Origin of the sequence: Phenylobacterium parvum (assembly GCF_003150835.1) — a bacterium.
In the GTDB taxonomy this organism is placed as follows: domain Bacteria; phylum Pseudomonadota; class Alphaproteobacteria; order Caulobacterales; family Caulobacteraceae; genus Phenylobacterium; species Phenylobacterium parvum.
In genome coordinates this window covers 2,792,390-2,818,001 of the sequence record NZ_CP029479.1, presented here as the reverse complement: position 1 = coordinate 2,818,001, position 25,612 = coordinate 2,792,390, and the positions used below count along the sequence as shown (strand labels likewise).

Genomic DNA, 25,612 nt, shown 5'->3' with positions numbered 1-25,612 from the left:
AGGGTCCTGCGGGTCAATGCCCTGTGGGTCCTGCGAGGTTGTCCCGCCCGCGGGCGGCCTGTAGGTTGCCGGCCTTTCGGGGCCTGTCCGGCCTCCACCTCCAAGGAAACGCCGCCCCGATGAGCGACGCCAGGAAGCGCACCTTCACCGACGAGGAAGCCCTGAGCTTCCATCAGTTCCCGACGCCCGGGAAACTGGCCATCACGCCGACCAAGCCCATGGCGACCCAGCGGGACCTGAGCCTGGCCTATTCTCCGGGGGTGGCGGTGCCGGTGCTGCGCATCGCCGAGGACCCCGAGACCGCCTACGACTACACCTCCAAGGGCAACCTGGTGGCGGTGATCTCCAATGGCACCGCCATCCTGGGCCTGGGCAACCTGGGCGCCCTGGCCTCCAAGCCGGTGATGGAGGGCAAGAGCGTCCTCTTCAAGCGTTTCGCCGACGTGGACTCCATCGACATCGAGGTGACGGCCACCGACCCGGACGAGGTCATCACGGTGGTCAAGAACATCGGCGTGACCTTCGGGGGCATCAACCTGGAGGACATCAAGAGCCCGGAATGCTTCCGGATCGAGACCGAGCTGCAGGAGCTGCTCGACATCCCGGTCTTCCATGACGACCAGCACGGCACGGCGATCATCTCCTCCGCCGGCCTGATCAACGCCTGCAAGATCACCGGGCGCGAGATGAAGGACGTCAAGCTGGTCCTCTGCGGGGCCGGGGCGGCGGGGATCGCCTCCCTGGAGCTGGTCAAGGCCATGGGCGTGCGGGCCGAGAACTGCATCGCCGTGGACAACACCGGCGTCATCTACCGGGGCCGCACCTCTGGCATGAACCAATGGAAGTCGGCCCACGCGGTGGAGACCGACGCCCGCACCCTGGCCGACGCCATCAAGGGCGCCGACGCCTTCTTCGGCCTGTCGGTGAAGGGCGCCCTGACGCCCGAGATGGTCGCCTCCATGGCGCCCAACCCGATCATCTTCGCCATGGCCAACCCGGACCCGGAGATCACGCCGGAGGAGGTCGCCGCCGTGCGCAGCGACGCCATAGTCGCCACCGGCCGCAGCGACTATCCGAACCAGGTCAACAACGTCCTGGGCTTCCCCTACATCTTCCGCGGCGCCCTGGACGTGCGCGCCCGCCGTGTGAACATGGAGATGAAGGTCGCCTGCGCGAACGCCCTGGCCCAGCTGGCCCGGGAGGACGTGCCGGACGAGGTCGCCGCCGCCTACCACGGCAAGCAGCTCAAGTTCGGGCCGGAATACATCATCCCCTCGCCCTTCGACCCGCGGCTGATCTCCTACATCCCGCCCTTCGTGGCCCAGGCGGCCATGGACTCCGGCGTCGCCCGCACCCCGATCGCCGACATGGACGCCTACCGGGCCTCCCTGGCCCAGCGCCTCGATCCCACGGCGGGCTTCCTGCAGAAGATCCAGGGCGTGGTCCTGAAGTCGCCGGGAAAGCGCATCGTCTTCGCCGAGGGCGAGGAGCCCAGCGTCATCCGCGCCGCCTTCGCCTTCCAGAACGCCGGCCTGGGCCAGGCCATCCTGGTCGGGCGAGAGGACCTGGTGGAAGAGAACATGCGCCTGGCCGGGCTTGATCCCGCCGAGGCCGACCTCAAGGTCGTCAACGCCCGGGTCTCCGAGCACAATCCGGAATTCGTGGACTTCCTCTACGGACGCCTGGCCCGCCAGGGCTACCTGAAGCGCGATGTCCTGCGGCTGATCAACCAGGACCGTAACTCCTTCGCCGCCTCCATGGTGGCCCTGGGCCATGCCGACGGCATGGTGACGGGCGTGACCCGGTCCTACGACCAGGCCCTGGAGGAGATCCTGCGGGTGATTGATCCGTCCCCGGACGGCCGGGTGATCGGCATGAGCGTCCTGCTGGCCAAGGGCCGGACCCTCTTCATCGCCGACACCAATGTCACCGAGATGCCGGACGCCGACGAACTGGTCGAGATCGCCTGCGAGGCGGCCCGGGCGGTGAAGACCCTGGGCTACCGGCCGCGGATCGCCTTCCTGTCCTACTCCACCTTCGGCAACCCCATGGGACAGAGGTCCGTGAAGGTCCGCGAGGCGGTGGCCATGCTGGACGACATGGACGTCGACTTCGAGTACGAGGGCGAAATCCCCCCCGACCTCGCCCTCGACACCGCCAAGTGGGCCAACTACCCCTTCATGCGGCTCAGCGGCCCGGCCAACGTCCTGATCATGCCGGCCATCCACTCCGCCGCCATCTCGACCCTGCTGGTCCAGGAACTGGGCGGGGCCACCGTCATCGGGCCCCTGCTTCTGGGCCTGCAGAAGTCGGTGCAGATCGCGCCCCTGGGCGCATCGGTCTCCAAGATCCTGCAGATGGCCACCCTGGCGGCCTACGAGCAGGATGTGGTCGACGACCAGGCCTGATCACGGCTTCGGCGGAGAAGCCCGTTCGGGGCGGCCGTCCGCCGACAGGAGGACCGCGACCCAGCGCGAACCGCGGAACTGGGCGCAGACCACCATCACGATGACCGTGAGGGGGGTCGACAGGAACATGCCGATCACGCCCCAGAGCCATCCCCAGAAGGCGAGGGACAGGAGGACGACCAGCGGGTCCATGTTGAGGCTGCGGCCCTGCATGCGCGGCGCGATGATGTTGCCCACCACGAAGTGCAGGCCCTGAAGGACGGCGTAGAGGAAGATCGCCTGCCAGAGGGTCGGGAACTGCATAAGGGCGAAGACCGGCGCCAACACCACCCCGAGGGCGGCGCCGAGGATGGGGATGTAGCAGGCCAGGAAGATCAGGACCGACAGGAAGGTCGCGCCCTCCAGGCCGACGAAGGTCATGGCCGCCCAGGAGGCCGCCGCGATCATCAGGCCGGTGACGGTCTGGACCCAGAGGTACTGCTCCACCGAGCCCAGGATCGACCGGTAGGCGGTGACCACAGCGCGGCGCTCGCCGCGCTCGGTCGACAGGTTCAGCACCTTGCGCTCCAGCCCCCGGCCCGAGGCGATGATGAAGCCCAGATAGATGAGGATCAGGACGGTGTCGGCGGCCAGGTTCCGGACGACGCCGGCGGCGCTGGCCAGGTAGGCGCCGGGGTTCAGTTGCAGGAGCAGGTCGTCCAGGGTCGGCACAGCCGCCGTCTTGGCGGCGCCCGCCAGCCGGGCGATCAGCTCATTCAGGCGGGGCGCATAGCTGGCCAGCTTTCCGGCGAAGGCGGAGGCGTTGTCGATGGTCAGGACCAGGAGGCCGACGAACAGGATGGCGGTGATGACCAGGGCGGCGGGCATGCCGAACCGCCGGCCGCCGGGCAGGAGCCGGCCCAGGAGGCGCTCCAGGGAGTTGGCGAAGCTCTGGATGACCACGGCCAGGAACAGGGCCATGGCGAAGGGCGCGATCACACCGGAAATGGACTTGGCCGCGGCCGCGGCGGCGATCACCGCCAGGATCACAAGGCAGGCGCGTTCAAGGCCCCGTCCGGGAACGGGTGCTGGGGCGAGGGCGGGGGCGAATGAGGGTTCGTTCGGGCTCACCTTCCCCATATGGCACAGCCGACCGTCTTGGCGAAGCCCCGCCTGCGGGTCATACAGGGGCTCCGGGCCGTCGACGACGGCCCTGCAGAATTTCCGGAGGGACCATGACGGACGGCACGCAGACCGGCGGCGTATTGATCGGAAGCTCCGGACAGCCTGAAATCCTGCGCCTGGACCGCGCCAACCGGCATGGGCTGGTGGCCGGCGCCACGGGCACTGGAAAGACGGTGACCCTGCAGATCCTGGCCCAGGGCCTCTCCGACGCCGGCGTCCCCGTCTTCGCCGCCGACGTGAAGGGCGACCTGAGCGGGATCGCCGCGACCGGCGAGCCCGGCGAGAAGATGCTGGCCCGGGCCAAGTCGATGAACCTGGAGCTCATCCCGCAGGCGGCGCCGACCCTCTTCTGGGACCTGTTCGGGGAGAAGGGCCACCCGATCCGCGCCACCGTGTCCGAGGTCGGCCCGCTGCTGATCTCGCGCATGCTGGAGCTCAACGACGTCCAGGAAGGCGTCCTGTCCGTGGTCTTCCGGGCGGCCGACGACGAGGGCCTTCTGCTTCTCGACCTCAAGGACCTGCAGGCGGCCCTGACCTTCGCCGCCGAGAACGCCGCCGCCCTGGGCGCCCGGTACGGAAATGTCTCGACGGCCACCGTGGCGACGATCCAGCGCAAGCTCCTGGTGCTCGAGGATCAGGGCGGCGCACGCCTGTTCGGCGAACCGGCCCTCGACCTCTCGGACTTCATGCGCAAGGACGGGAACGGGCGGGGCTATGTCAGCATCCTGGCCGCCGACCGCCTCATCGCCTCGCCCCGTCTCTACGCCACCTTCCTTTTGTGGCTGATGTCGGAGCTGTTCGAGGTCCTGCCCGAGGTGGGCGATGCCGACCGGCCGAAGCTGGCCTTCTTCTTCGACGAGGCGCACCTGCTGTTCAAGGACGCGCCCAAGTCCCTCCTGGAAAAGATCGAGCAGGTGGTGCGCCTGATCCGCTCCAAGGGGGTCGGCGTCTACTTCGTCACCCAGAACCCGGCCGACATCCCCGATGCGGTCCTGGGCCAGCTTGGGAACCGGATCCAGCACGCCCTGCGGGCCTACACCCCCGCTGACCAGAAGGGGCTGCGCGCCGCCGCCAGCAGCTTCCGGACCAATCCGGAGTTCAATACCGCCGACGCCATCCAGGCCCTGGGGGTCGGCGAAGCCCTGGTCTCCGTGCTCGACGAGAAGGGCGCGCCCACCGTCGTGCAGAAGACCCTGGTCCGGCCCCCGGTCTCGCGCCTGGGCCCCCTGGCCCCCGGCGAACGGGCGGCGGTGGTGGCCTCCAGCCCCGTGAAGGGCGTCTACGACACGGCGATCGACCGGGAGAGCGCCTTCGAGGTCCTCCAGTCGCGGGCGGTGGCGAAGGCCCGGATGGAGGCCGGTGGGGCCGCCGGCGGTCCCGCCCCGCGCGCGCCGAGGGCGCCCTCCGGGGCCCGGGCCCCGGCGGCGTCCCGGAGCCGCCAGAGCCTGACGGAAACCTTCGCCAAGCAGCTGATGCGGACCCTCGCCTCCTCTGCGGGGCGCGAGATCTTGCGGGGCGTCCTGGGCGGGATGCGACGGCGCTGAGGCCCCCGGGGAACCTTCGGACACGAAAAAGGGGCCGGCCCCGAAGAGCCGGCCCCCTTCAGGATCGGGACGGCGGGTCCTAGCGCGGCGCCATGCGGATGGAGCCGTCGAGGCGCACGTCCTCGCCGTTGAAGTAGCCGTTGGTGATCATGGTCAGGGCCAGCTGGGCATACTCCTCAGCCTTGCCGAGACGCTTGGGGAAGGGCACCGAGGCGGCCAGGGCTTCCTTCACCTGGGGCGGGGCGCCGTTCATCAGCGGGGTCGAGAAGATGCCCGGCAGGATGGTGTTCACCCGGATGCCGTCGCCGGCGAGGTCCCGGGCGATGGGCAGGGTCATGCCGACCACGCCGCCCTTGGAGGCGGAATAGGCCGCCTGGCCCATCTGGCCGTCCTCGGCCGCCACGGAGGCGGTGTTGACGATCGCGCCGCGCTCGCCGTCCTCAAGGGGCGTAAGGTCCAGCATGCCCTTGGCCGACTTGGCGATGCAGCGGAAGGTGCCCACGAGGTTGATCTGGACGATCAGGTTGAAGGCGTCGAGGGGAAAGTGCTTGGTCTCGCCCGTCTGCTTGTCGCGGCTGGCGGTCTTGGCGGCGTTGCCGGTGCCGGCGCAGTTGACGAGGATGCGCTCCTGGCCGTGTGCGGCGCGGGCCTTTTCGAAGGCGGCGTCGACGTCGGCGTCGGAGGTGACGTTGCATTTGCAGAACACGCCGCCCACTTCCTTGGCGACCTCTTCGCCCTTCGCCTCATTCATGTCGAAAATGGCGACCTTGACTCCGTGCGCGGCGAGGGCGCGGACGGTGGCCTCGCCGAGGCCGGAAGCGCCGCCCGTGACAACGGCGGCGATGGAGGAATCGAGTTTCATGGACGCTGAGCTCCCGTGCTCGTCTGAAGAAAGACCACTAGCCTTGCCTTTATCCCGATGAACGCCGACTCAAAAGCATCACGCGACGTAAATCCGGGGGGAATCGACCCGGAATCCCCCATCGCTCCCGACCGGGCGCTGGTTCCGGAGGTCGTGCGGGTGAACGCCCAGAGGGTTTCCCGGGGATTCTGGCCCAAGATCCGCCGGGTCGCCACACACATCCCCTTCGCCGCCGACGCCCTGGCGGTCTGGCGCTGCGCACAGGATCCGGCCACGCCGCGCACGGCCAAGGCCATGATGCTGGCGGCGCTGGCCTATTTCGTCCTGCCGACCGACGCCGTTCCCGACATCCTCGGCGCGTTCGGGTTCACCGACGACGCCGCAGTCTTCGCCGCACTTCTGGCGGTGATCGGCAAGCACCTGAAGCCCGAGCACAGGGCGGCGGCCCAGGCGGACCTGAAGCGCCTGCGCGGGGAGGACTAGGCGGCCTGCGACGAGGGTGACGGCGCGCCCGGGATCCCGGGGCAAGGCATGCGGACTTACGGCCGGCCCATGACGACCAGGGGAGAGAAGGCGCCCAGAATCAGCCGGGAGGCGTCGAAGGGGGGCGCTTCGGCGCTCTCCATTCTCGGATCCTCATGCATCCGCGCCTCGGCGGCCTCGAGAAAGGCCTTGTCCGGCCAGACCTGCCAGGTGAAGACGACCTTCTCGCCCGGCAGGGCGGCGACGGCTTTCCGGAAATCGGTCTGCCTGCCTTCAGGGACGAGGTCTTCCCAGCTCTCGACGATCTCGAGACAGCCGTACTCTCGAAAGAAGGCGGCGCTGGCCTCGGCCCACTGGCGATAGTCCTCAAGCCGGTCCTCCGGAACCGGGATCACCATGCCGCAGACATGCATGCTTCCGCTCCTTCCGGGGCCCTGCTCTCCACCCTAGGGGAGGGCGGGGCGGACGCCTAGACGGGCTCGGCGCCGACGGCGCCCCTGCGCGAGGCCGCGTGCTCGCGCCAGGTGATGAACAGGGTGGAGGCCACCACCACGGCGGCCCCGACGATCGTCCAGACCCCCGGGACCTCGGCGAACAAAAGGAAGCCGACGGCGGCGGCGAAGACCAGCCGGATGTAGTCCACAGGGGCCATGGCGGCGGCGTCTCCGGCGGCCATCCCGCGGATATAGAAGGCCTGGGTCGCGGTGCCCATGATTCCCATCATGGACAAGAGGGCGAGGTCCACGGGCTCGGGCCAGCGCCAGGACAGGAGGGCCCCGGGGATCGATAAGACCATCCCCAGCGTTGCGGCCCACACGAGGAGGACGGTCGGGGCGTGATCCCGGGTCAGGACCTTCATCCCCGTCACCGTCAGGGCGAAGAGGAAGGACGAGGCCAGCATGGCCAGGGCCGGCAGGCCGAGGGCGAAGTGCCCCCCGGCGCCAGGACGGACCATGATCAGCACGCCAACGAAACCCGCCAGGGCGGCGAAGATGCGCAGGGGCCCGATCCGCTCGCCCACCACGAAGGCGGCCAGGGGCACCAGCCAGAGGCTGCGGGTGAAGGACAGGGCGTTGGCGTCCGCCAGGGGCATGTTCTGGAAGGCGTAGAAGGACAGCATTGTGCCCAGGGTGCCCGCCCCGGCCCGGAAGATCAGCAGGCCGGGGCGGCTGGTGGCGAAGGCCGTCGACCGATGGCGCAGGATGATCGGCAGCAGGATCAAGAAACCGGCCGCCTGGCGGTAGAAGGTCTGCAGCCCCGGCGAATAGCCCTCGCCCAGGTACTTGATCAGGGTCGACATGACCGTGAAGGCCAGGGCCGACGCGGTCATCCAGAGGGCGCCCCGGACGTTGGGCGACAGGGCGGCGAAGGCGGCGCCGGCGCGGTTCAACCCTGGCCGGAGCCCGGGGCCATCTGCATGAGGGACTCCCCGAAGATCGCCGCGAAGGGCGAACCCGCCTCGGGATCCCAGCTGTGCCGCGAGCCCACCGTGATGCCGCCGTCCACCACCAGGTGGGTCCCGGTCACGAAGGCCGAGGCGTCGGAGGCCAGGTAGAGGGCCGCCTGGGCGATGTCCTGCGGCAGGCCCGGCTTCTTCACCGGCTGGGCGATCTGGGCGTTCTGGGCCACGAGGGCGGCCATCTGGTCGGCGGCGTCCCGGGTCATGCCCATGGTGGCGCCGAAGATGGAGGTGGCGATCAGGCCGGGACAGATGGCGTTGACCCGGATGCCCTGGGGCGACAGCTGGGCCGCGGCGCAGCGGCTCATGTGCACCACCCCGGCCTTGGCCGTGGAGTAGGCGATCGGGCCCCAGCCCGCCTGAAGGCCGGCGATGGAGGCGGTGTTGATGATCGACCCGCCGCCGCGCTTCAGCATGGCGGGAACCGCGTGCTTCATGCCCAGGGCCGGCCCGCGGACCAGGATGTCGAAGATCCAGTTCCAGCCGTCGGCGGTCACCTCGGTGATGGCGCCCATCCGGTCGGAGATGCCGGCGTTGTTGAACTGGATGTCCAGGCCGCCAAAGGCGCTCTCGGCCAGGGCCACGGCCGCGACGATGTCCGCTTCGGCGGTGACGTCGCAGCGTGCATAGCGCACGGCGTCGGGGAACCGGCGCTCCAGCATGGCCCCCTTCTCATCCTGGACGTCGGCCGCGATCACCTTCGCCCCCTCCGAGACGAAGAGCTCCAGGGTCCCAAGGCCAATGCCGGAGGCCGCCCCCGTGATCATCGCCACCTTGCCTTCAAGCCGTCCGGCCATGTCCGTTCTCCTGTCCCGTTTCCGTCAGTCGCCGAGGGTGACGACGACCTTGCCCATGGCCTTGCGGCTGCCCAGGTGGGCGATGGCGTCCGCGGCCTTCGCGAAGGGGAAGCGCTCGGACACGTAGGGCCGGATCTTGCCCTGGGCGTAGAGGTCGATCAGCTCGAGGTTGGATTTCTGGAACAGGTCCGGATTGCGGGCCGTCCAGTTGCCCCAGATCACGCCGACAATGTCGCAGCCCTTGAGAAGGGGCAGGTTCAGAGGGATCTTCGGGATCTCGCCGGCGGCGAACCCGATGACGAGGTAGCGGCCTTCCCAGGCGATTGAGCGCAGGGCCGGCTCGGCGTAGTCGCCGCCGATGGCGTCGTAGATCACGTCCGCGCCCTTCTCGCCGCAGGCCTCCTTGAAGAGCTGGGAAAGCTGCTTCTGGCCGTCGCGGTCAAAGGGGCCGCGGCCGTAGACCACGCCGGACTCCGCACCGTGGCGGATGGCGAGGTCGACCTTTTCCTGGGTGGAGCAGGCGGCGATGACCCGTGCGCCCATGGCCTTGCCCAGCTCGACGGCCGCCAGGCCGACGCCGCCGGCGGCGCCCAGGACCAGCATGGTCTCGCCGGCCTTGAGATGCCCGCGGTCCTTCAGGGCGTGATAGGAGGTCCCGTAGGTCAGGATGAAGGCGGCCGCCTCGTCGTAGGGCATGGCGTCCGGGATGGGGGTGAGGCGCCCGGCGGGGGCCGCGATCTCCTCGACCAGGCCGCCATGGCCGATCTGGGCCAGGACCCGGTCGCCCACCTTCACCTCGGTGACGCCCTCGGCGATCTCGGTGACGATGCCCGAGACCTCGCCGCCGGGGGCGAAGGGACGGGGGGGCTTGGACTGGTACTTGTCCTCGATGATGAGGACATCGGGGAAGTTGATGCCCACGGCCTTGACCTGCACGCGCGCCCAGCCGGGGCGGAGGGTCGGGGCGGGGATGTCCTCGATCACCAGGGTCTCGGGCCCGCCGACGACCTTGCTCAGGACCGCTTTCATGTCTCTCTCCCCATGTTTCTGTCGCCTCAGGCGATGGCCGCGCACGCTAGCCCAGCCGCCCGGCTCGCGGAAGCCTCACGAGGGCGGGAATCGCAGGATTTGGCGGCCGTCCCGGCCTCGCCTATATTCCGCCCTCCTGGCGCCGAGGCTTCCGTGACCGTCACCCTTGATCTTTCCCGGGCCCGCGAGGCGGGCGCCGCCCGTGCGCGGCGGCCGAACCTGACCGGCCTGACCCGGCAGGGCTTGGCCGACGTCCTGGTCGAGGCGGGACTTGTGCCCCAGGCCAAGGCCCGGATGCGCGCCACCCAGCTCTGGCGCTGGATGCACCACTACGGTGTCACGGACTTCGCCCAGATGACCGACGTGGCCAAGGAGCTGCGGGCGGCCCTCTCCGAGGCCTTTGACCTGTCCCGCCCCGAGGTGGTCGAGCGCCAGGTCTCGGTGGACGGCACGCGGAAGTGGCTGATCCGAATGGCGCCCGGCGTCGAGGTCGAGACCGTCTTCATTCCGGATGTCGGCCGGTCCGGCGCCCTGTGCGTCTCCAGCCAGGTCGGGTGCACCCTGAACTGCACCTTCTGCCACACCGGCACCCAGCCCCTGGTGCGCAACCTGACCGCCGCGGAGATCGTCGCCCAGGTCCAGGTGGCCCGGGACGAGCTGGGAGAATGGCCCTCGCCCAAGGAGGACCGCCGGCTCTCGAACATCGTCTTCATGGGCATGGGCGAGCCGCTCTACAATCTCGACAGCGTGGCCGACGCCATCGACATCATCGCCGACCACGAGGGGATCGCCATCTCCCGGCGGCGGATCACCGTCTCGACCTCGGGCGTTGTCCCCCAGCTGAAGGCCCTCGGGGAGCGGACCCAGGCCATGCTGGCCATCTCGCTCCACGCCACGAACGACGCCCTGCGCGACGAGCTGGTGCCCCTGAACCGGAAGTATCCGATCGCCGAACTGATGGACGGGATCCGGGCCTATCCCGGCCTGGGCAACGCCCGGCGGGTGACCTTCGAGTACGTCATGCTGAAGGGGGTCAATGACAGCCCGGCCGAGGCGCGCGCCCTGGTGAGGCTGCTGGCCGGCATCCCCGCCAAGATCAACCTGATCCCCTTCAATCCCTGGCCGGGCAGTCCCTACGCCTGCTCCGACTGGGGCGCCATCGAGGCCTTCGCCGCCATCCTGAACCGGTCCGGATACGCCTCTCCCATCCGCACCCCCCGGGGGCGCGACATCCTGGCCGCCTGCGGCCAGCTGAAGAGCGAGAGCGAGAAGGAGCGCGCCTCGGTCCGCCGCGCCCGGGAACGCGCCGCCGAGGCGGCCCCGGACCCGGACGGCGACGCCTCCGGGAAACCCGACTGAACGGAGTTCGCATGCCCGCCCCCATCGCCTCACCCGAGATCCTGGCCTTTGCCGCCGGCTTTCCCCTCGCCCTGCTGCACGCCGCTGCGACCCTGCTGATCCTGACCGCCGGCGCAGCGCTCTACGCCCTCCTGACGCCGCATCGCGAAATCGCCCTGATCCGTGAGGGCAACACCGCCGCCGCCATCTCCTTCGGCGGCGTCCTGGCGGGCCTCGCCCTGCCCCTGGCCGCAGCCATGACCGCCTCGGCCTCCCTTCTCGAGATCATCATGTGGGGGGCGCCCACCGTCGTGGTGCAGCTGCTGGTCTTCCGACTGGTGGACCTGCTTCTCAAGGGCCTGCCCGAGCGCATCCAGCATGGGGAAATGGCCGCCGCCGCCCTGCTGGCCGGGGCCAAGCTCGCCTCGGCCGTGGTCCTGGCCGCCGCCGTCGCGGGGTAGGGGGCCGGCGTGCATTTCCCGCGCCTCAGCGACTGGCTGGTCTACCTGGCCATCATCGTGGCTGTCGTCATCGTGGCCGTGACCCGGCGCGAACGGGCGGATGCGCCTCCACCCCCGCCGCCGCCCGCGGCCGGGGAGGGCCTTCCCCTGGGCCCCGCCTCGCCCTTTGATCCCTCGGTGATCGTCGAGGCGCCCGCAACGCCGGAGCCGGGGTCCGGCACCGCCTTCTCCATCGACGAACGCGGGGTCTGGATCACAGCCCGTCATGTGGTGGACGGCTGCCGGCGCGCCGCCGTCGTGGTGGCGGAAGGGCGCGGCGTGGCCGCCGAGGTTCGGATCGACCCGCAGGGCGAGGTCGCCGTCCTGACCACCGAGGGCGGCGCCGCCGCCCTGCCCGTGGCGGTGGGGCGGACCCTGAGGCGGGGTGACCGCGCCTACCACCCCGGCTTTCCCCAGGGCCGCCCCGGAGAGGCGACCTCGCGCCTGATCGGCCGCGAAAACATGGTGATCCGCGGGCACGGCGAACGGACGGAGCCGGTCCTGGTCTGGGCCGAGACCGGCCGCACCGACCAGCTCCGGGGGAGCCTTGCGGGGCTGTCAGGGGCGCCCGCCCTGGACGACGCGGGAAGGGTGATCGGCGTTACGGTGGCGGAGTCCCCGCGCCGGGGCCGCATCTACACCACCTCGCCGGAAACCCTGGTCCGGGCCCTGCGGGCCGCCAACGAACGGCCGGAGGCGGGGGCGGTGGGGGAATCCGTGACCACCACCAACTACGGCATCGTGGCCGACAGCCTGAGGCGCGACCTGCGCGTGGCGCGGGTCATCTGCCTGGACGCCGCCTGAGGCGGGGTGGCTTCAGTCCGGGCGGCGGACGAAATCCAGCCAGACAGGTTCGCAGTCGCCGAGGCGCTTGGCCTCGTAGCGGGTCCGAACATGGTCCGCGGGGGCCTCGCGCCAGTCGGCCGCGCTCCGGGCGGGCCAGTCGAACCGGGGCTCGGCCAAGAGGACCTTCAGCATCTGGTCAGCGTAATCCGCCCAGTCGGTGGCCAGGCGCAGCCGCCCCCCCGGCTTGAGAAGCCGGGCGGCCTCGTCGGCGAAGGCCGGGCTGACGAGCCGGCGCTTGTGGTGCCGGGCCTTCTGCCACGGATCGGGAAACAGGACGAAGAGGCGGTCCAGGCAGCTGTCCGGCAGGCGCGACATCAGGTCTCGGGCGTCACCGTCATGGATCCGGACGTTCTTCAGCCCCGCCTCGTCGACGTGCCGCAGGGCGCTGGCGACCCCGTTGAGGAAGGGCTCGGCGCCCAGGACCAGGACTTGGGGCCGGGCCGCGGCCTGGGCGGCCATGTGCTCGCCGCCGCCAAACCCGACCTCCAGCCAGGTCTCGCGGGCGCCAGGCATGAGCGCCGCAGGGTCTACAGGCCCCTCAGACGGTGGACGCAGGGCCGGCAGCAGGGTCTCCATCAGGGAGGCCTGGCGGGGCTTCAGGGTGCGCGAGCGGATCCGTCCGAAGGACCGCAGGGGCGGCGGGGTGTCCACGCGTCGTGTCAGGCCAGGCCCTTGAGGGCGTCCACCAGGTCCGTCCGCTCCCAGGAGAAGCCGCCGTCCGAATCGGGCTCGCGGCCGAAGTGGCCGTAGGCCGCGGTGCGGGCGTAGATCGGACGATTGAGCCCGAGGTGACGCCGGATGGCCGCCGGGGTCGCCCCACCGATCAGGTCGGGCAGGGCCTTCTCCAGCTTCGCCGGGTCGACCTGCCCCTCGCCGTGCAGGTCGACGTAGAAGCTGAGGGGGGTGGAGACGCCAATGGCGTAGCTTATCTGGATGGTGCAGCGACGGGAGAGGCCCGCGGCCACCACGTTCTTGGCGAGGTAGCGGCAGGCGTAGGCCGCGGAACGGTCCACCTTGGTCGGGTCCTTGCCGGAAAAGGCGCCGCCGCCATGCGGGGCTGCGCCGCCATAGGTGTCGACGATGATCTTGCGCCCGGTCAGGCCGGCGTCCCCGTCAGGACCGCCCTGGACGAAGCGGCCGGTGGGGTTCACGTGCCAGACGGTCTTGCGGGTCAGAAGGCCGTCCGGGAAGACGCTCTCGACCAGCGGGCGAATGGCGTCCTTGACCCGGGCCGGGGTGGCGAGCCTCAGGCCAATGCGCTTGGCGTGCTGGGTGGAGATGACCAGCTGGGTGACCGCGACCGGCCGACCGTTCTCGTAGGCCAGGGTGACCTGGCTCTTGGCGTCGGGCTCGAGGAAGGGCATCTCGCCGGAGTGCCGGGCGGCGGCCAGGCGGCGCAGGACCTCATGCGAGTACTGCAGGGTCGCCGGCATCAGCTCGGGGGTCTCGTCGCAGGCGTAGCCGAACATGATGCCCTGGTCGCCGGCGCCTTCGTCCTTGGAGTTGGTCGCGTCCACGCCCTGGGCGATGTCGGCGGACTGGCCATGCAGATGGCAGGCGTACTTCGCCTTGTCCCAGTGAAAACCCTTCTGCTCGTAGCCGATATCCTTCACGGCGGCCCGGACGCGGGGCTCGAGGGACGAGATCAGCTCGCGCGTGAAGGCCTTGTTCTCGGCCTTGCCGGCGCCGGGACGCGAGGCGCGCACCTCGCCCGCCAGAATGATGCGGTTGGTGGTGACCAGGGTCTCGCAGGCCACCCGGGCCTCGGGATCGGCGGCGATGAAGGCGTCCACGACGGTGTCGGAGATCCGGTCGGCGACCTTGTCGGGATGGCCTTCGGAAACGCTTTCGCTGGTGAAGATATAGGAGGGGCGGGTCACGGGACGGCTCCGTCTGGATCGCGGCGCGCCCTGGACCGGCGCTGGCGGTTCGCGAGACCTATAAAGATTTCTTTATGTCCTGCAAGGGCGGCGGACAGGACCAGCAGGAGCAGGAAGGGCAGGTCGCCCCACCGGACATAGGGTGTCGGCGGACGGGGCGGCGGCAGGGGCAGGTCGATCACGCCTGAAGCGCCCAGCCCGAGCACCGGGCCTACCGTCCGACCGCTGGAATCGATTACCGCCGAGACTCCGGTCGGCGTCGAGCGGACGATGGGCAGGCCTTCCTCGATGGCCCGGTAACGGGTGATGTTGAGATGCTGCCAGGGCCCCGAGGCGCGGCCGAACCAGGCGTCGTTGGAGACGTTGAGGATCCAGTCGGGGCGGGCGCCTCCGCGGCGGCCTGCAGCGCGGGTGAAGCCCGGGAAGAGGGCCTCGTAGCAGATCATGGGCTGGACGCCCGGCAGACCCGGGATGGTCAGGGGGACGGGCGGCGGCCCGGCGGTGAAGTCCTCGGGCATGTGGACAAGGCTGCGAAGGCCGATCCGCCCAGCAAGGTCGCCAAGGGGCAGGAACTCACCGAAGGGCACCAGCCGGTGCTTGTCGTAGACGCCCGCCAGGGCGAGGTCCTGGCCGGTTCCCTCCAGGAAGATGAGACTGTTGCGGTAGGTCAGGGCGTCACGGTCATCCAGCTCGACCCGGTTGGCCCCCATGGCCAGGACCTGCCCCGGCGCAAGGGCCTGGGCCAGGGCGCCGCGCCAGGGCGAACCCGGCGTCAGGAGGTCGTTGATCACCGCCGGCAGGGCGCCCTCGGGCCAGACGACGAGGGCTGGACGCTTTGCCGAGGGGCGGCCTGTGAGGTCCAGGTAGGTCCGGAAGATTCCCTCGAGGTTCTCGGGGCGCCATTTGGTCTTCTGGTCGATATCGGCCTGGACGATCCGCACCAGGGGACCTGGAGGCCCGGCGGGGACGTCGGCGATCCGCGCCTGGCCCCAGGCGTGGAAGGCCAGGAAGGCGCCGGCGACCGCCGCCATCCGGGCGGTGCGCCGCGCCGGTTCGCCGGGGGCCAGGATCCAGGCGGGCGAAGCGCAGAGGACCAGGGTCACCCAGGTCAGGCCATAGGCGCCGACCAGGGCTGCGCCTTGCGAGAGGGGTGAGCCTGCGGGCCAGGCCTCGCCGGGCAGGTTCCAGGGAAAACCCGTGAGGACGTGGCCGCGCAGCCATTCGGCGCCGGAGAGGCAGGCGGCGAAGGCCAGGAGGCCGGGAAGGCCCCGGGCGCCGAGCCGCCCCCAGACGGCCGCCGCCGCCGCCCAGAAGAGGGACAGGCCGCCGGCCATGAGGACCAGGGCGATGGGCGCCATCCAGCCATAGGTGCGCTCGTCCACCAGGAAGGGCTCGACGATCCAGCTCACCGAGACGGCGAAGTAGCCAAGGCCCGCAAGGCCTCCCCTCAGGGCCGCGGCGCGCACAGGGCGACCGGCGGGCCGGGACAGGGACCAGAGGATAAGGGCGAATCCGGCGAGGCCGGGCAGGAAGCCATAGGGCGGGAAGGCGAGGGCCGCCAGCAGGCCGCCCGCCAGGGCGGCCAGACCAGCGACGGCGAAGGCGCGGTCCGGCAAGGTCAGTCCACGCCGGCAGCAGCCGGCGGCGGCGCAGGACGGATCCGCACCCGCTTGATCCGCCGGGGATCGGCGTCGAGGACCTGGATCTCATAGCCCTCGGGATAGGCGATGACCTCGCCGCGCCGCGGCAGCCGCCCGGCCACGGCGGCGACCAGGCCGCCCACCGTATCGATCTCCTCGTCGAGGTCAGGCGGTGCGAGGTCGCGGCCCAGGGCCGCCTCCAGTTCTTCGAGGGGGGCCCGGGCGTCGGCCTCGAAGACGCCGTCCGCCCTCTCCTGGACCCCCGCCGCCTGGGCCTCGTCGTGCTCGTCGTCGATCTCGCCGACCACGGCCTCCACAAGGTCCTCCAGGGTTACTAGGCCGTCCGTGCCGCCAAACTCGTCGATCACCAGGGCCATGTGTGTCCGGGTCGCCTGCATGCGCAGCAGCAGGTCCGCGGCGCGCATGGAGGCCGGCACATAGAGGGCGTCGCGCTTGAGGCGCATGAGCCCGGAGTCCGCAGCCCCGCCCCGCCGGGCCTTGGGCCGGGCGCCGGTGGCCATCTGCTTGAAGACGTCCTTGACGTGGACGACGCCCAGGGGGTCGTCCAGCGTCTCGCGGTAGATCGGCATGCGCGAATGCTCGGCCTCTAGGAACCGGGCCACGACCTCATCGAAGGGGGTGTCGACCTCCACCGCCACGATGTCCGCCCGGGGGGTCATGACGTCATCCACGCGCAGGGATTGGAAGGCCTGGGCCTGGTCGACCAGGCGGCCGCCCGCCGACTCCGTAAGGGCCTCCGCTGCGGTGGCGGTGGAATCCTGGCTGCGGGTCCCGAGCAGCCGGCGCAGCCAGCCTCCGGGACCCCTCCCCTGTCGCCCCTCCGGGGCGGACGCGTCACGACTGGCCATGGTCTCCTCTTTCGGCGGCGTAGGGGTCAGGCGCCCCAAGCCCCGCCAGGATCTTGACTTCGAGAGCCTCCATCTCCGCCGCTTCGGCGTCGCCCTCGTGGTCGTAGCCTACAAGATGCAGCACCCCGTGCGCCACGAGATGTTGCAGGTGATGCTCCAGGCGCTTGCCCTGGGCCTCGGCTTCCCGACGACAGGTCCCGTAGGCCAGGGCGACGTCGCCCAGCCAGCCTTCGGGGTTTTCGGGGGCCGGGAAGGACAGGACGTTTGTGGGGCCGGACTTGGACCGGAAGGCGAGGTTCAGCTCGGCCAGCCGGGCGTCATCTGCGAGAAGGATGGCGAGACCCCCCCGGGCCCCGGCCGCCGCCAGGGCGGCTTCGGCGGCGCGGATGGCCAACCCCTCTGGATCGGGAAGGGCGCCCTCCCAGGCCTCCGCCTCGGCCAGGACCTCGATCCCGGCTAGCCCGGCTTCCGGGATCACGACCCCGGGTCCGGTCGGCGGCCGTCGGCCTCGTAGGCCCGGACGATCCGCTCGACCAGGGGGTGTCGGACCACATCTTCGGGTCCAAACCGGGCGACGCCGATCCCCTTCTCGCCCTCCAGGAGGGAGACGGCGTGGGCCAGGCCTGAGTCCCGCGGATGGGGCAGGTCGATCTGGCTGGGGTCGCCGGTGACGACCATCTTCGCGCCCTCGCCCAGCCGGGTCAGGACCATGCGCATCTGCATGCGCGAGCAGTTCTGGGCCTCGTCGACGATCACATAGGCGTGCGACAGGGTCCGGCCGCGCATGAAGGCGATGGGCGCCAGCTCGATCTCGCCCTTCTCGCGGCGGCGGCGGAACTGGTCCACGCCCAGAATGTCGGTCAGGGCCTCCCAGACCGGGGCCATGTAGGGATCGACCTTCTCGGTCAGGTCGCCCGGGAGGAAACCCAGGCGTTCGCCCGCCTCCACCGCGGGACGGGAGACGATCAGCCGCTCGACATCGCCGCGCAGCAGGGCGCCGACGCCCGCCGCCACGGCGAGGAAGGTCTTGCCGGTGCCGGCGGGGCCGAGGCCGAAGACCAGGTCGCATTTGGCCAGGGTGTCGAGGTAGCGGGCCTGGGCCGGAGTGCGCGGGGACACCGGGCCGCGACGGCCCGAAGGCAGGGCGCCGGGGGGCGATCCCCGGCCGGTCCGGGCCTGGCCGATGGCCACCCGTACGTCCGCCTCGGCGACCTCCAGCCCGCGCTCGGCCCGCAGGGCGAGAGCCTCGACCACGCGCTTGGCCGAGGCGCGCCCTCGAACATCGCCCGTCAGGGAGATTCCTCCGCCGGGGGTCTCGACCAGCACGTCGAAGGCATCCTCGATCAAGGCGGCGTGCCGGCTGGAGGGACCCGCGACCGCGCGGGCGGCGGTATCCGAAAGGGTGACGAATTCGGCCGTACGGCTCATGCGGGCTGGGCTTCGGGCAGGAGGGTCCCCGAAAGGCTCATCCGCGCGGCGGAGTCGATCCGCACAGGGGCGATGCGGCCGATCAACTCGGCCGGCCCCTCGCAGTGGACGGCCTGCAGGTAGGGGCTTCGGCCCGACAGCTGGCCGGGATGACGGCCGGGCTTCTCGAACAGGACCGGCAGGACCCGGCCCTCCTGGGCGGAGTTGAAGGCGCGCTGCTGGGACTCGATCAGGGCGTTCAGGCGCGCCAGGCGCTCGTCCTTGACGGCCTCGTCCACCTGGCCGGGCTGGGCGGCGGCGGGCGTCCCCGGCCGGCGGGAATACTTGAAGGTGAAGGCCGAGGCGTACCCCGCCTCGCGCACCAGGGCGAGAGTCGCCTCGAAGTCGGACTCCCGCTCGCCGGGGAAGCCGACAATGAAGTCGCCCGACAGGGCGATGTCAGGCCGCGCGGCGCGGATCTTCTCCACCAGGCGCAGGTAGGACTCGGCGGTATGGCCGCGGTTCATCGCCTTGAGGATGCGGTCCGATCCGGACTGAACCGGCAGGTGCAGGTAGGGCATCAACTGGGGCAGTTCGGCATGGGCGGCGATCAGGTCATCGTCCATGTCCCGGGGGTGGCTGGTGGTGTAGCGGATGCGGTCGAGGCCCTCGATCCGGACCAGCTGGCGGGCCAGGCCGCCCAGGCCGCCCTCACCCGACCAGGCGTTGACGTTCTGCCCCAGGAGGGTGACCTCGCGCACGCCGCGGGCCGCCAGGCTCCGGGCCTCGGCCAGGATCGCCTCGGCCGGCCGGGACCATTCGCCGCCGCGGGTGTAGGGCACCACGCAGAAGGTGCAGAACTTGTCGCAGCCCTCCTGGACGGTGAGGAAGGCGGTCACGCCCGAGGTCGAGCGGCTGGCACCCAGCGCGTCGAACTTGGCCTCCGGGGCGAAGTCGGCGGCCAGGCGCTCGCCCCGGGCCCGATGGGTGCGTGCGATCAGCTCTGGCAGCTGGTGGTAAGCCTGCGGCCCGACCACGAGATCCACCGCGGGCTGGCGGCGCAGGATCTCCTCGCCCTCGGCCTGGGCCACGCAGCCGGCGACGGCGATGGTCATCCCCAGGCCGGCGGCGACGCGCTCGGTTTTCATCACCTTCAGCTGGCCCAGCTCGGAATAGACCTTCTCTGTGGCCTTCTCGCGGATGTGGCAGGTGTTCAGGACCACCAGGTCGGCCTCTTCGGGCCGCTCGGTCATGGCGTAGCCCAGCGGCGCCAGGACATCGGCCATGCGCTCGCTGTCGTAGACGTTCATCTGGCAGCCGTAGGTGCGGATATAGAGCCGCCGCGTCGCCGGGGCCTGGGGATCACTCATCGATTGGCAGGCCGTAAAGCTCGAGCCGGTGGTCCACCAGCCGGTAACCCAGGCGCCTGGCGATGGCTTCCTGCAGGGCTTCGATCTCGGCGTCGACGAACTCGATCACCTTGCCGGTCGTCATGTCGATCAGGTGGTCGTGGTGGGTTTCCGACGCCTCTTCGTAGCGGGAGCGGCCGTCCCGGAAGTCGAGGCGCGAGAGGATGCCCGCCTCCTCGAAGAGCCGGACGGTGCGATAGACGGTCGCGATGGAGATGCGCGGATCGACGGCGTGGGCGCGGCGGTGCAGCTCCTCCACGTCGGGATGGTCCTGGGCGTTGGACAGGACGCGCGCGATGACCCGGCGCTGTTCGGTCATGCGCATGCCCTTGGCGATGCAGAGGTTCTCGATACGGTCCAAGACGGGATCTCCTGGGGCGCAGGATAGGGGCTTCAGGGCGGCGTGTTAAGCGTCCGCCTCAGGACAAGGGCATCTGTAGGGGTCGACCCGGGCCGCGGATAGTAGCCGCGGCGGCGGCCGACCTCCCCGAAGCCTGCGGCGGCGTAGAGGCGGCGGGCCGGGGCGTTGTCCTCGGCAACCTCCAGGAAGACAGCCTCGGCGCCCTCTGTCCGGGCCGCCGCGAGGGCCGCCGACAGGAGCCTGCGGCCAGCGCCCGAGCCCCGCGCTTGAGGCTGGACCCCGATGGTCAGGATCTCGGCTTCTCCCGCCACTGTCCGGACCAGGACCAGGCCGACCCCGTCCTCGACCAGGGCCAGGGCGTCGAGGGCGGCGATCTCCGCCGCACTCCAGCCCGGCGAGAAGGCGGCGGCGTGGAGGCGGGCCAGGTCGGCCAGGTCGGCGGGGCCTGCGCGGCGGACGCTCATGGCGGGGCCAGGCCGCCCGGCAGGCGAGCGTCGGGCGGGCGCATGTAGAGGGGAACAAGGGGCGCCGGCGGCCGGTGGACGGCGAGCCGGGCGACGAGGGCGATGTCCGGGATGGCGGAGGGCCGGCGTTCAGCCCCGGCCAGGGCGTCTCCGGCGAGGTCCGCGGATCCCACGATCCGGGCGATGGGCGAGAGACGGTCCAGGTCGGAGGCGGGTCCGATCCCGGGCTCGCCCAGGGCGGCGCCATCCTCGAAGACCTGGCTGCAGATCGCCTCTCCCCGTCCCGGCAGGAGGGCGAGGGTGCGGCCCGCCGAACCTGCGAAGGGGGCCGCAAGCACTTCAAGGCAGCCCAGGCCGATCACCGGCCGGCCGAGCGCCAGTCCCAGCCCCTTGGCGAAGGCCAGTCCGACGCGCAGGCCCGTGAAGGAGCCCGGACCAAGGGTGACCGCGATCCGGTCGAGGTCGGCGAAGGCCAGGCCCGCCTGCTCCATCACCTCCCGGGCCAGGGGCGCAAGGCGCTCCTGGTGGCCGCGCTCCATGGCCTCGGTGGCCGAGGCTGCGATGCGGTCGCCATCGAGGACGGCGACCGAACAGGCCGCCAGGCAGGTGTCGAGGGCGAGGACGCGCACGCGGGCCTAGAGGGTCTGCTCGACCCGCACCACCTCGGGCACATAGTGCTTGAGCATGTTCTCGACGCCCGACTTGAGCGTAGCGGAGGACGAGGGGCATCCGGCGCAGGCGCCGCGCATGTGGAGCCAGACGGTCCCGCTGTCGGGCTCGAAGCGGTCGAAGAGGATGTCCCCGCCGTCCCGGGCCACGGCCGGCCGGATCCGGGTGTCCAGGAGTTCGCGGATTTCGGCGACCACCTGGGCGGTGTCGCCCTCATAGGTCTCCTCGCCTTCGCCCGTCCCGGACGCCGCCTCGAACAGGGGCTGGCCTGAGGTGAAGTGGTCCATGATCGCCGCCAGGACAGGGGCCTTGAGGTGGTCCCAGTCGGCCGAGGCGACCTTGCCCACGGTCAGGAAGTCGCCGCCGAAGAAGACGCGGTTGACGCCCTCCAGGGCGAAGATCTCGGCCGCCAGGGCCGATGCGGCGGCCTCTTCGGCGGAGCGGAAGTCCTGGGATCCGGACTCCATCACGGTGCGGCCGGGCAGGAACTTCAGGACCTGCGGATTGGGAGTGGGTTCGGTCTGGATGAACATGCCTGTGATTTGGCCGTTCCCGGCCGACGACGCAAGACCGGCCAGGCCAGAAGCCGGCGCATTGAACCCGCCGGGGAAAGGGTGTATCGCGCGCCCCGCACGACGGCATCGGGCCGCCGCGGCGGGGCGAAGGCCCCTCGGGGACAGTCATGGCGGATCCGGCCGAGCCTACCAGCGGCGCACCTGCCGCGCCTGCGGACGCCCACCACGGCCGGCCGGAAGGCTTCGTGGCCCTGGCCGTCGGCGCCCTGGGCGTGGTTTTCGGCGACATCGGCACAAGTCCGCTCTACGCCATGCGCGAGGCCCTGGCCCATTCGCGCGCGGATGTCTCGCCAGAGCTCTCCGTCCTCGGCGTCGTCTCGCTCATCACCTGGGCCCTGATCCTGGTGGTGACCCTGAAGTACGTGGCCCTGATCATGCGCGCCGACAACAAGGGCGAGGGCGGGACCCTGGCCCTGATGGCCCTGGCGCAGCGCGCCCTCAACCGTCGGTCGGGAGCGGTGCTCCTGCTGGGCATGGCGGGGGCCGCGCTCTTCTACGGCGACGGGGTGATCACCCCGGCCATCTCCGTCCTGGGTGCGGTGGAGGGGCTGCGGGACGCCCCTGGAGTGAGCCCCGAGCTCGGCGGACTTGTCCTGCCCATCGCCGGCGCCATCCTGGTGGCGCTCTTCCTGGTCCAGTCCCGGGGGACGGCCAGGATCGCCCGCGCCTTCGGGCCGATCACGGCGGCCTGGTTCCTGATCCTGGGCGGGCTGGGCCTCTATCACATCTTCGACAGTCCCTCTGTCCTTCGGGGCCTCCTGCCGCACTACGGCGTGCTCTTCCTGCTGGACAACGGTTTCGTGGGCTTTGTCATCCTGGGCAGCGTCTTCCTGGCCGTCACCGGCGCCGAGGCGCTTTACGCCGACATGGGCCATTTCGGGAAAGCGCCCATCCAGGCGGGCTGGCTGGCCCTGGTGCTGCCGGCCCTGGTGCTCAACTATCTGGGCCAGGGCGCCATGGTGCTGGCGCATCCCGAGATGCGGGAGAACCCCTTCTTTGGAATGGTGCCCACCCTGGTCTACTGGCCGGTGCTGCTGATGGCGACGGCGGCCAGCGTGATCGCCAGCCAGGCGGTCATTACCGGCGCCTTCTCCATGACCCAGCAGGCCGTTCAGCTGGGCCTCCTGCCCCGGATCGATATCCGCCGGACGTCCGAGACGCAGGCCGGGCAGATCTACGTTCCGCAGGTGAACACCTTCCTGATGATCGGCGTCATCCTGCTGCTGGTGACCTTCCAGACCTCCTCCAACCTGGCCGCCGCCTACGGCATCGCCGTGACCGGCTCGATGTTCGTCGACACCCTGCTGTTCTTCGTGATCATCCGACACCTCTGGAAGAAACCCCTCTGGCTCGCCATCCTGGCGGCGGCGGGCTTTGGGGCGCTGGACCTGGTCTTCATCTCCTCGAACATGCTCAAGCTTCCCCAGGGCGCCTGGCTGCCCCTGGTCGCGGGCGCGCTCATGGTGGTGGTCATGTGGACCTGGCACACCGGCACGCGGATCCTGTCCGAGAAGACCCGAAAGGACTCGGTCGCCCTGACCGAACTCACCGAAATGCTCCAGGCGCGCCCGCCCCACAGGGCTTCGGGCGCCGCGGTCTTCCTGACCTCCGACCCCGACGTCGCCCCCGTCGCCCTGATGCATAACCTCAAGCACAACAAGGTGCTGCACGAGCGCAACGTCATCCTGACCGTCATCACCGCCCAGACCCCCCGCGTCCGCGACGAGGACCGGATCCGTATCGAGCCGGTCAATGACGACTTCCGGAAGCTGACCATCTCCTATGGCTTCATGGAGAGCCCGAACATTCCCAAGGCCCTGGCCCTGTGCCGCCAGCAGGGCCTGAAGTTCGACATTATGGCCACCAGCTTCTTCCTCGGCCGCCGCTCGGTGGTGGCGTCGGCCAGCTCGGGCATGCCCCTGTGGCAGGACAAGCTGTTCATCTTCCTGATGCGCAACGCCGCCAACCCGACGGACTTCTTCAAGATCCCGCCGGGCCGGGTGGTCGAGCTGGGCACCCAGGTCACCGTCTGACCTGCCGATACGGCGGCGCGCCGGGGCCCGGACTGCGGGGGATTCAGGGAATCGGCAGTTCGAAGCTGCGCTTGAGGGTTTCCATCGGCACGTCAGTCTTGACGCTCTGGACGCTGGGAATCCGGGTCAGGTGATCGGCCTGGAACCGCCAGTAGGTGTTCAGGTCCGCCGTCACGATCCGCAGCAGGGCGTCGCAGTCGCCGGTGGTCAGGTAGCACTCGACGACCTCGGGAAACTGCCGGACGATTTCCGCGAACTTCTGGGTCTGCTCGGCGTCCTGGGTCTTGAACCAGACCCGGGCGAAGACCGTCAGGCCAACGCCGATCCGGGCCCCGTCCAGGACCGCCACGTAGCGTTCGATCACCCCCGCCTCCTCCAACAGGCGCACCCGCCTCAGGCAGGGTGAAGGCGACAGCCCGACCTCCGCCGCCAGCTCATTGTTCTGGATCCGCCCGTCCCTCTGCAGGGCGCGGAGGATGCGGCGATCTATGGCGTCCAGCCGGACTGGCAGATTGTTGGTCATGTTCTCGTTCTGATGGAACTATATGCCAATCTGCTACTCCGATATGGCATCTTCGCAATCAAATTTCGCAATTCGCGGCCTAGACTTGTGTGCATGAGCAAGCATGGCATCAAGAAAGTCGTCCTCGCCTACTCCGGCGGCCTCGACACCTCCATCATCCTGAAGTGGCTGCAGACCGAATACGGCGCGGAGGTCGTGACCTTCACCGCCGACCTCGGCCAGGGCGAGGAGATCGAGCCGGCGCGGGCCAAGGCCCTGGCCGCCGGGGTCAAGCCCGAGAACATCTTCATTGAGGACGTGCGCGAGGAATTCGTCCGCGACTACGTCTTCCCCATGTTCCGGGCCAATACGGTCTACGAGGGCCAGTACCTGCTCGGCACCTCCATCGCCCGGCCGCTGATCGCCAAGAAGCAGATCGATATCGCCCGCCAGACCGGAGCCGACGCCGTCAGCCACGGCGCGACCGGAAAGGGTAATGACCAGGTCCGCTTCGAGCTCGGCTACTACGCCCTGGAGCCCGACATCCACGTGATCGCGCCCTGGCGGGAGTGGGACTTCAAGTCCCGCGAGGCCCTGCTGGACTTCGCCGAGAAGCACCAGATCCAGATCACCAAGGACAAGCGCGGCGAGGCGCCCTTCAGCGTCGACGCCAACCTCCTGCACTCCTCGTCAGAGGGCAAGGTGCTGGAGGATCCGGCCGTGGAAGCGCCGGAATTCGTGCACATGCGCACCATCTCGCCCGAGGCGGCGCCGGATGAGCCGACGATCATCACAATGGACTTCGAGGGCGGCGACCCCGTGGCCATCGACGGCGTGCGGATGAGCCCGGCGACCCTTCTGACCCGTCTGAACCAGCTGGGTCACGACAACGGGATCGGCCGCCTGGACCTGGTGGAGAACCGCTTCGTGGGCATGAAGTCCCGTGGCGTCTACGAGACCCCGGGCGGGACCATCCTGCTGGCCGCCCACCGGGGCATGGAGTCCATCACCCTCGACCGCGGGTCCATGCACCTGAAGGACGAGCTGATGCCGCGCTACGCCAGCCTGATCTACAACGGCTTCTGGTTCGCCCCCGAGCGCGAGATGCTGCAGGCGGCCATCGACCTGTCGCAGAAGCACGTGACCGGGCAGGTCCGGGTCAAGCTCTACAAGGGCAATGTCTCGGTGATCGGCCGGACCAGCCCCTGGTCCCTCTACGACCAGGACCTCGTCACCTTCGAGGAGGGCCGGGTGGCCTACGATCACCGCGACGCCGCCGGCTTCATCAAGCTCAACGCCCTGCGCCTGAGGGTCCAGGCCCGCCGCGATCGGCGGACCGGAGGGTAGTTCCCCCCGGGCGCGGGTCATGTCAC

The 25,612-nt window shown here is 70.2% G+C and carries 26 protein-coding genes; 8 read left to right on the top strand and 18 right to left on the bottom strand.

The features are described from left to right. Positions 1 to 119: 119 nt before the first annotated feature. Positions 120 to 2,408 carry an NADP-dependent malic enzyme gene (locus tag HYN04_RS13280; protein WP_110451209.1) on the top strand — a complete coding sequence of 763 codons (2,289 nt, stop codon included), beginning with the start codon at positions 120 to 122 and terminating at the stop codon, positions 2,406 to 2,408. Here HYN04_RS13280 and HYN04_RS13275 read toward each other — a convergent pair whose 3' ends face one another. Next, positions 2,409 to 3,518, bottom strand: coding sequence for an AI-2E family transporter (locus tag HYN04_RS13275; protein WP_241962636.1), 1,110 nt, complete (start codon positions 3,516 to 3,518; stop codon positions 2,409 to 2,411). A gap of 104 nt (positions 3,519 to 3,622) precedes the next feature. Here HYN04_RS13275 and HYN04_RS13270 point away from each other — a divergent pair, with 104 nt between their 5' ends. Continuing rightward, positions 3,623 to 5,116, top strand: a complete 1,494-nt coding sequence (locus tag HYN04_RS13270) for a helicase HerA-like domain-containing protein (RefSeq protein WP_110451207.1) — start codon at positions 3,623 to 3,625, stop codon at positions 5,114 to 5,116. Positions 5,117 to 5,195: 79 nt separating this feature from the next. Here HYN04_RS13270 and HYN04_RS13265 read toward each other — a convergent pair whose 3' ends face one another. Then, the gene (locus tag HYN04_RS13265) at positions 5,196 to 5,978 is read right to left on the bottom strand and encodes an SDR family NAD(P)-dependent oxidoreductase (RefSeq protein ID WP_110451206.1); all 783 of its coding nucleotides are present in this window, start codon (positions 5,976 to 5,978) and stop codon (positions 5,196 to 5,198) included. 57 nt (positions 5,979 to 6,035) lie between these two features. Here HYN04_RS13265 and HYN04_RS13260 point away from each other — a divergent pair, with 57 nt between their 5' ends. Further along, entirely contained in the window at positions 6,036 to 6,461 is a 426-nt protein-coding gene (locus HYN04_RS13260; protein ID WP_110451205.1) for a YkvA family protein, read from the top strand. Between the two features lie 56 nt (positions 6,462 to 6,517). Here the strand turns inward: HYN04_RS13260 and HYN04_RS13255 are convergent, their stop codons facing one another. Genes HYN04_RS13255 through HYN04_RS13240 form a run of 4 tightly spaced genes read right to left on the bottom strand, consistent with a single transcriptional unit; the run spans position 6,518 to position 9,746 of the window. Next, positions 6,518 to 6,874 carry a DUF1428 domain-containing protein gene (locus HYN04_RS13255; RefSeq protein ID WP_110451204.1) on the bottom strand — a complete coding sequence of 119 codons (357 nt, stop codon included), beginning with the start codon at positions 6,872 to 6,874 and terminating at the stop codon, positions 6,518 to 6,520. Positions 6,875 to 6,930: 56 nt separating this feature from the next. Next, positions 6,931 to 7,791, bottom strand: a complete 861-nt coding sequence (locus HYN04_RS13250) for a DMT family transporter (protein ID WP_110451439.1) — start codon at positions 7,789 to 7,791, stop codon at positions 6,931 to 6,933. Between the two features lie 56 nt (positions 7,792 to 7,847). After that, positions 7,848 to 8,717, bottom strand: coding sequence for an SDR family NAD(P)-dependent oxidoreductase (locus tag HYN04_RS13245; protein ID WP_110451203.1), 870 nt, complete (start codon positions 8,715 to 8,717; stop codon positions 7,848 to 7,850). Between the two features lie 24 nt (positions 8,718 to 8,741). Then, a complete protein-coding gene (locus HYN04_RS13240; RefSeq protein WP_110451202.1) occupies positions 8,742 to 9,746 on the bottom strand; it encodes an NADPH:quinone oxidoreductase family protein in 1,005 nt (334 codons plus the stop codon). Positions 9,747 to 9,899: 153 nt separating this feature from the next. Here HYN04_RS13240 and rlmN point away from each other — a divergent pair, with 153 nt between their 5' ends. Genes rlmN through HYN04_RS13225 form a run of 3 tightly spaced genes read left to right on the top strand, consistent with a single transcriptional unit; the run spans position 9,900 to position 12,388 of the window. Then, positions 9,900 to 11,105 carry a dual-specificity RNA methyltransferase RlmN gene (gene rlmN / locus HYN04_RS13235; protein WP_110451201.1) on the top strand — a complete coding sequence of 402 codons (1,206 nt, stop codon included), beginning with the start codon at positions 9,900 to 9,902 and terminating at the stop codon, positions 11,103 to 11,105. A gap of 11 nt (positions 11,106 to 11,116) precedes the next feature. Beyond that, positions 11,117 to 11,545 (top strand): DUF350 domain-containing protein, encoded by a 429-nt coding sequence (locus HYN04_RS13230; RefSeq protein WP_110451200.1) that lies wholly within the window; start codon positions 11,117 to 11,119, stop codon positions 11,543 to 11,545. 9 nt (positions 11,546 to 11,554) lie between these two features. Further along, positions 11,555 to 12,388 (top strand): S1 family peptidase, encoded by an 834-nt coding sequence (locus HYN04_RS13225; RefSeq protein ID WP_110451199.1) that lies wholly within the window; start codon positions 11,555 to 11,557, stop codon positions 12,386 to 12,388. A 12-nt stretch (positions 12,389 to 12,400) separates the two neighbouring features. On the opposite strand, the gene trmB is transcribed toward HYN04_RS13225, so the two are convergent. The 11 genes from trmB to HYN04_RS13170 all read right to left on the bottom strand — a co-directional run bounded on the left by trmB (position 12,401) and on the right by HYN04_RS13170 (position 21,662). After that, positions 12,401 to 13,006, bottom strand: a complete 606-nt coding sequence (trmB, locus tag HYN04_RS13220) for a tRNA (guanosine(46)-N7)-methyltransferase TrmB (RefSeq protein ID WP_422385671.1) — start codon at positions 13,004 to 13,006, stop codon at positions 12,401 to 12,403. Between the two features lie 83 nt (positions 13,007 to 13,089). Next, a complete protein-coding gene (gene metK, locus HYN04_RS13215) occupies positions 13,090 to 14,310 on the bottom strand; it encodes a methionine adenosyltransferase (protein ID WP_110451197.1) in 1,221 nt (406 codons plus the stop codon). Continuing rightward, positions 14,307 to 15,926, bottom strand: coding sequence for an apolipoprotein N-acyltransferase (gene lnt / locus HYN04_RS13210; protein WP_110451196.1), 1,620 nt, complete (start codon positions 15,924 to 15,926; stop codon positions 14,307 to 14,309). Before lnt ends, metK begins: the two co-directional genes overlap by 4 nt. Positions 15,927 to 15,928: 2 nt before the next feature. Continuing rightward, positions 15,929 to 16,819 (bottom strand): hemolysin family protein, encoded by an 891-nt coding sequence (locus HYN04_RS13205; protein WP_110451195.1) that lies wholly within the window; start codon positions 16,817 to 16,819, stop codon positions 15,929 to 15,931. Next, positions 16,806 to 17,297: an rRNA maturation RNase YbeY gene (gene ybeY, locus HYN04_RS13200; RefSeq protein WP_241962634.1), complete on the bottom strand. Its 492-nt coding sequence runs from the start codon at positions 17,295 to 17,297 to the stop codon at positions 16,806 to 16,808. Before ybeY ends, HYN04_RS13205 begins: the two co-directional genes overlap by 14 nt. Beyond that, complete coding sequence (locus HYN04_RS13195) at positions 17,294 to 18,247, bottom strand: PhoH family protein (protein ID WP_110451194.1); 954 nt, start codon at positions 18,245 to 18,247, stop codon at positions 17,294 to 17,296. Before HYN04_RS13195 ends, ybeY begins: the two co-directional genes overlap by 4 nt. Then, entirely contained in the window at positions 18,244 to 19,596 is a 1,353-nt protein-coding gene (gene miaB, locus HYN04_RS13190; protein WP_110451193.1) for a tRNA (N6-isopentenyl adenosine(37)-C2)-methylthiotransferase MiaB, read from the bottom strand. Before miaB ends, HYN04_RS13195 begins: the two co-directional genes overlap by 4 nt. Further along, positions 19,589 to 19,996 (bottom strand): Fur family transcriptional regulator, encoded by a 408-nt coding sequence (locus HYN04_RS13185; protein ID WP_110451192.1) that lies wholly within the window; start codon positions 19,994 to 19,996, stop codon positions 19,589 to 19,591. The genes miaB and HYN04_RS13185 overlap by 8 nt, the downstream gene beginning before the upstream one ends. Before the next feature lie 32 nt (positions 19,997 to 20,028). Further along, positions 20,029 to 20,460 (bottom strand): GNAT family N-acetyltransferase, encoded by a 432-nt coding sequence (locus tag HYN04_RS13180; protein WP_110451191.1) that lies wholly within the window; start codon positions 20,458 to 20,460, stop codon positions 20,029 to 20,031. Next, a complete protein-coding gene (tsaB, locus tag HYN04_RS13175) occupies positions 20,457 to 21,089 on the bottom strand; it encodes a tRNA (adenosine(37)-N6)-threonylcarbamoyltransferase complex dimerization subunit type 1 TsaB (protein ID WP_110451190.1) in 633 nt (210 codons plus the stop codon). The genes HYN04_RS13180 and tsaB overlap by 4 nt, the downstream gene beginning before the upstream one ends. Positions 21,090 to 21,095: 6 nt before the next feature. Further along, complete coding sequence (locus tag HYN04_RS13170; protein ID WP_110451189.1) at positions 21,096 to 21,662, bottom strand: NifU family protein; 567 nt, start codon at positions 21,660 to 21,662, stop codon at positions 21,096 to 21,098. 149 nt (positions 21,663 to 21,811) lie between these two features. Between HYN04_RS13170 and HYN04_RS13165 the strand changes: the two genes are divergently transcribed. Then, positions 21,812 to 23,737, top strand: coding sequence for a potassium transporter Kup (locus HYN04_RS13165; protein ID WP_110451188.1), 1,926 nt, complete (start codon positions 21,812 to 21,814; stop codon positions 23,735 to 23,737). Positions 23,738 to 23,780: 43 nt separating this feature from the next. Here HYN04_RS13165 and HYN04_RS13160 read toward each other — a convergent pair whose 3' ends face one another. Continuing rightward, positions 23,781 to 24,260 (bottom strand): Lrp/AsnC family transcriptional regulator, encoded by a 480-nt coding sequence (locus tag HYN04_RS13160; protein ID WP_199285971.1) that lies wholly within the window; start codon positions 24,258 to 24,260, stop codon positions 23,781 to 23,783. A gap of 93 nt (positions 24,261 to 24,353) precedes the next feature. On the opposite strand from HYN04_RS13160, the gene HYN04_RS13155 reads away from it, so the two are divergent. Further along, the gene (locus HYN04_RS13155; protein WP_110451187.1) at positions 24,354 to 25,586 is read left to right on the top strand and encodes an argininosuccinate synthase; all 1,233 of its coding nucleotides are present in this window, start codon (positions 24,354 to 24,356) and stop codon (positions 25,584 to 25,586) included. Positions 25,587 to 25,612: the final 26 nt, after the last annotated feature.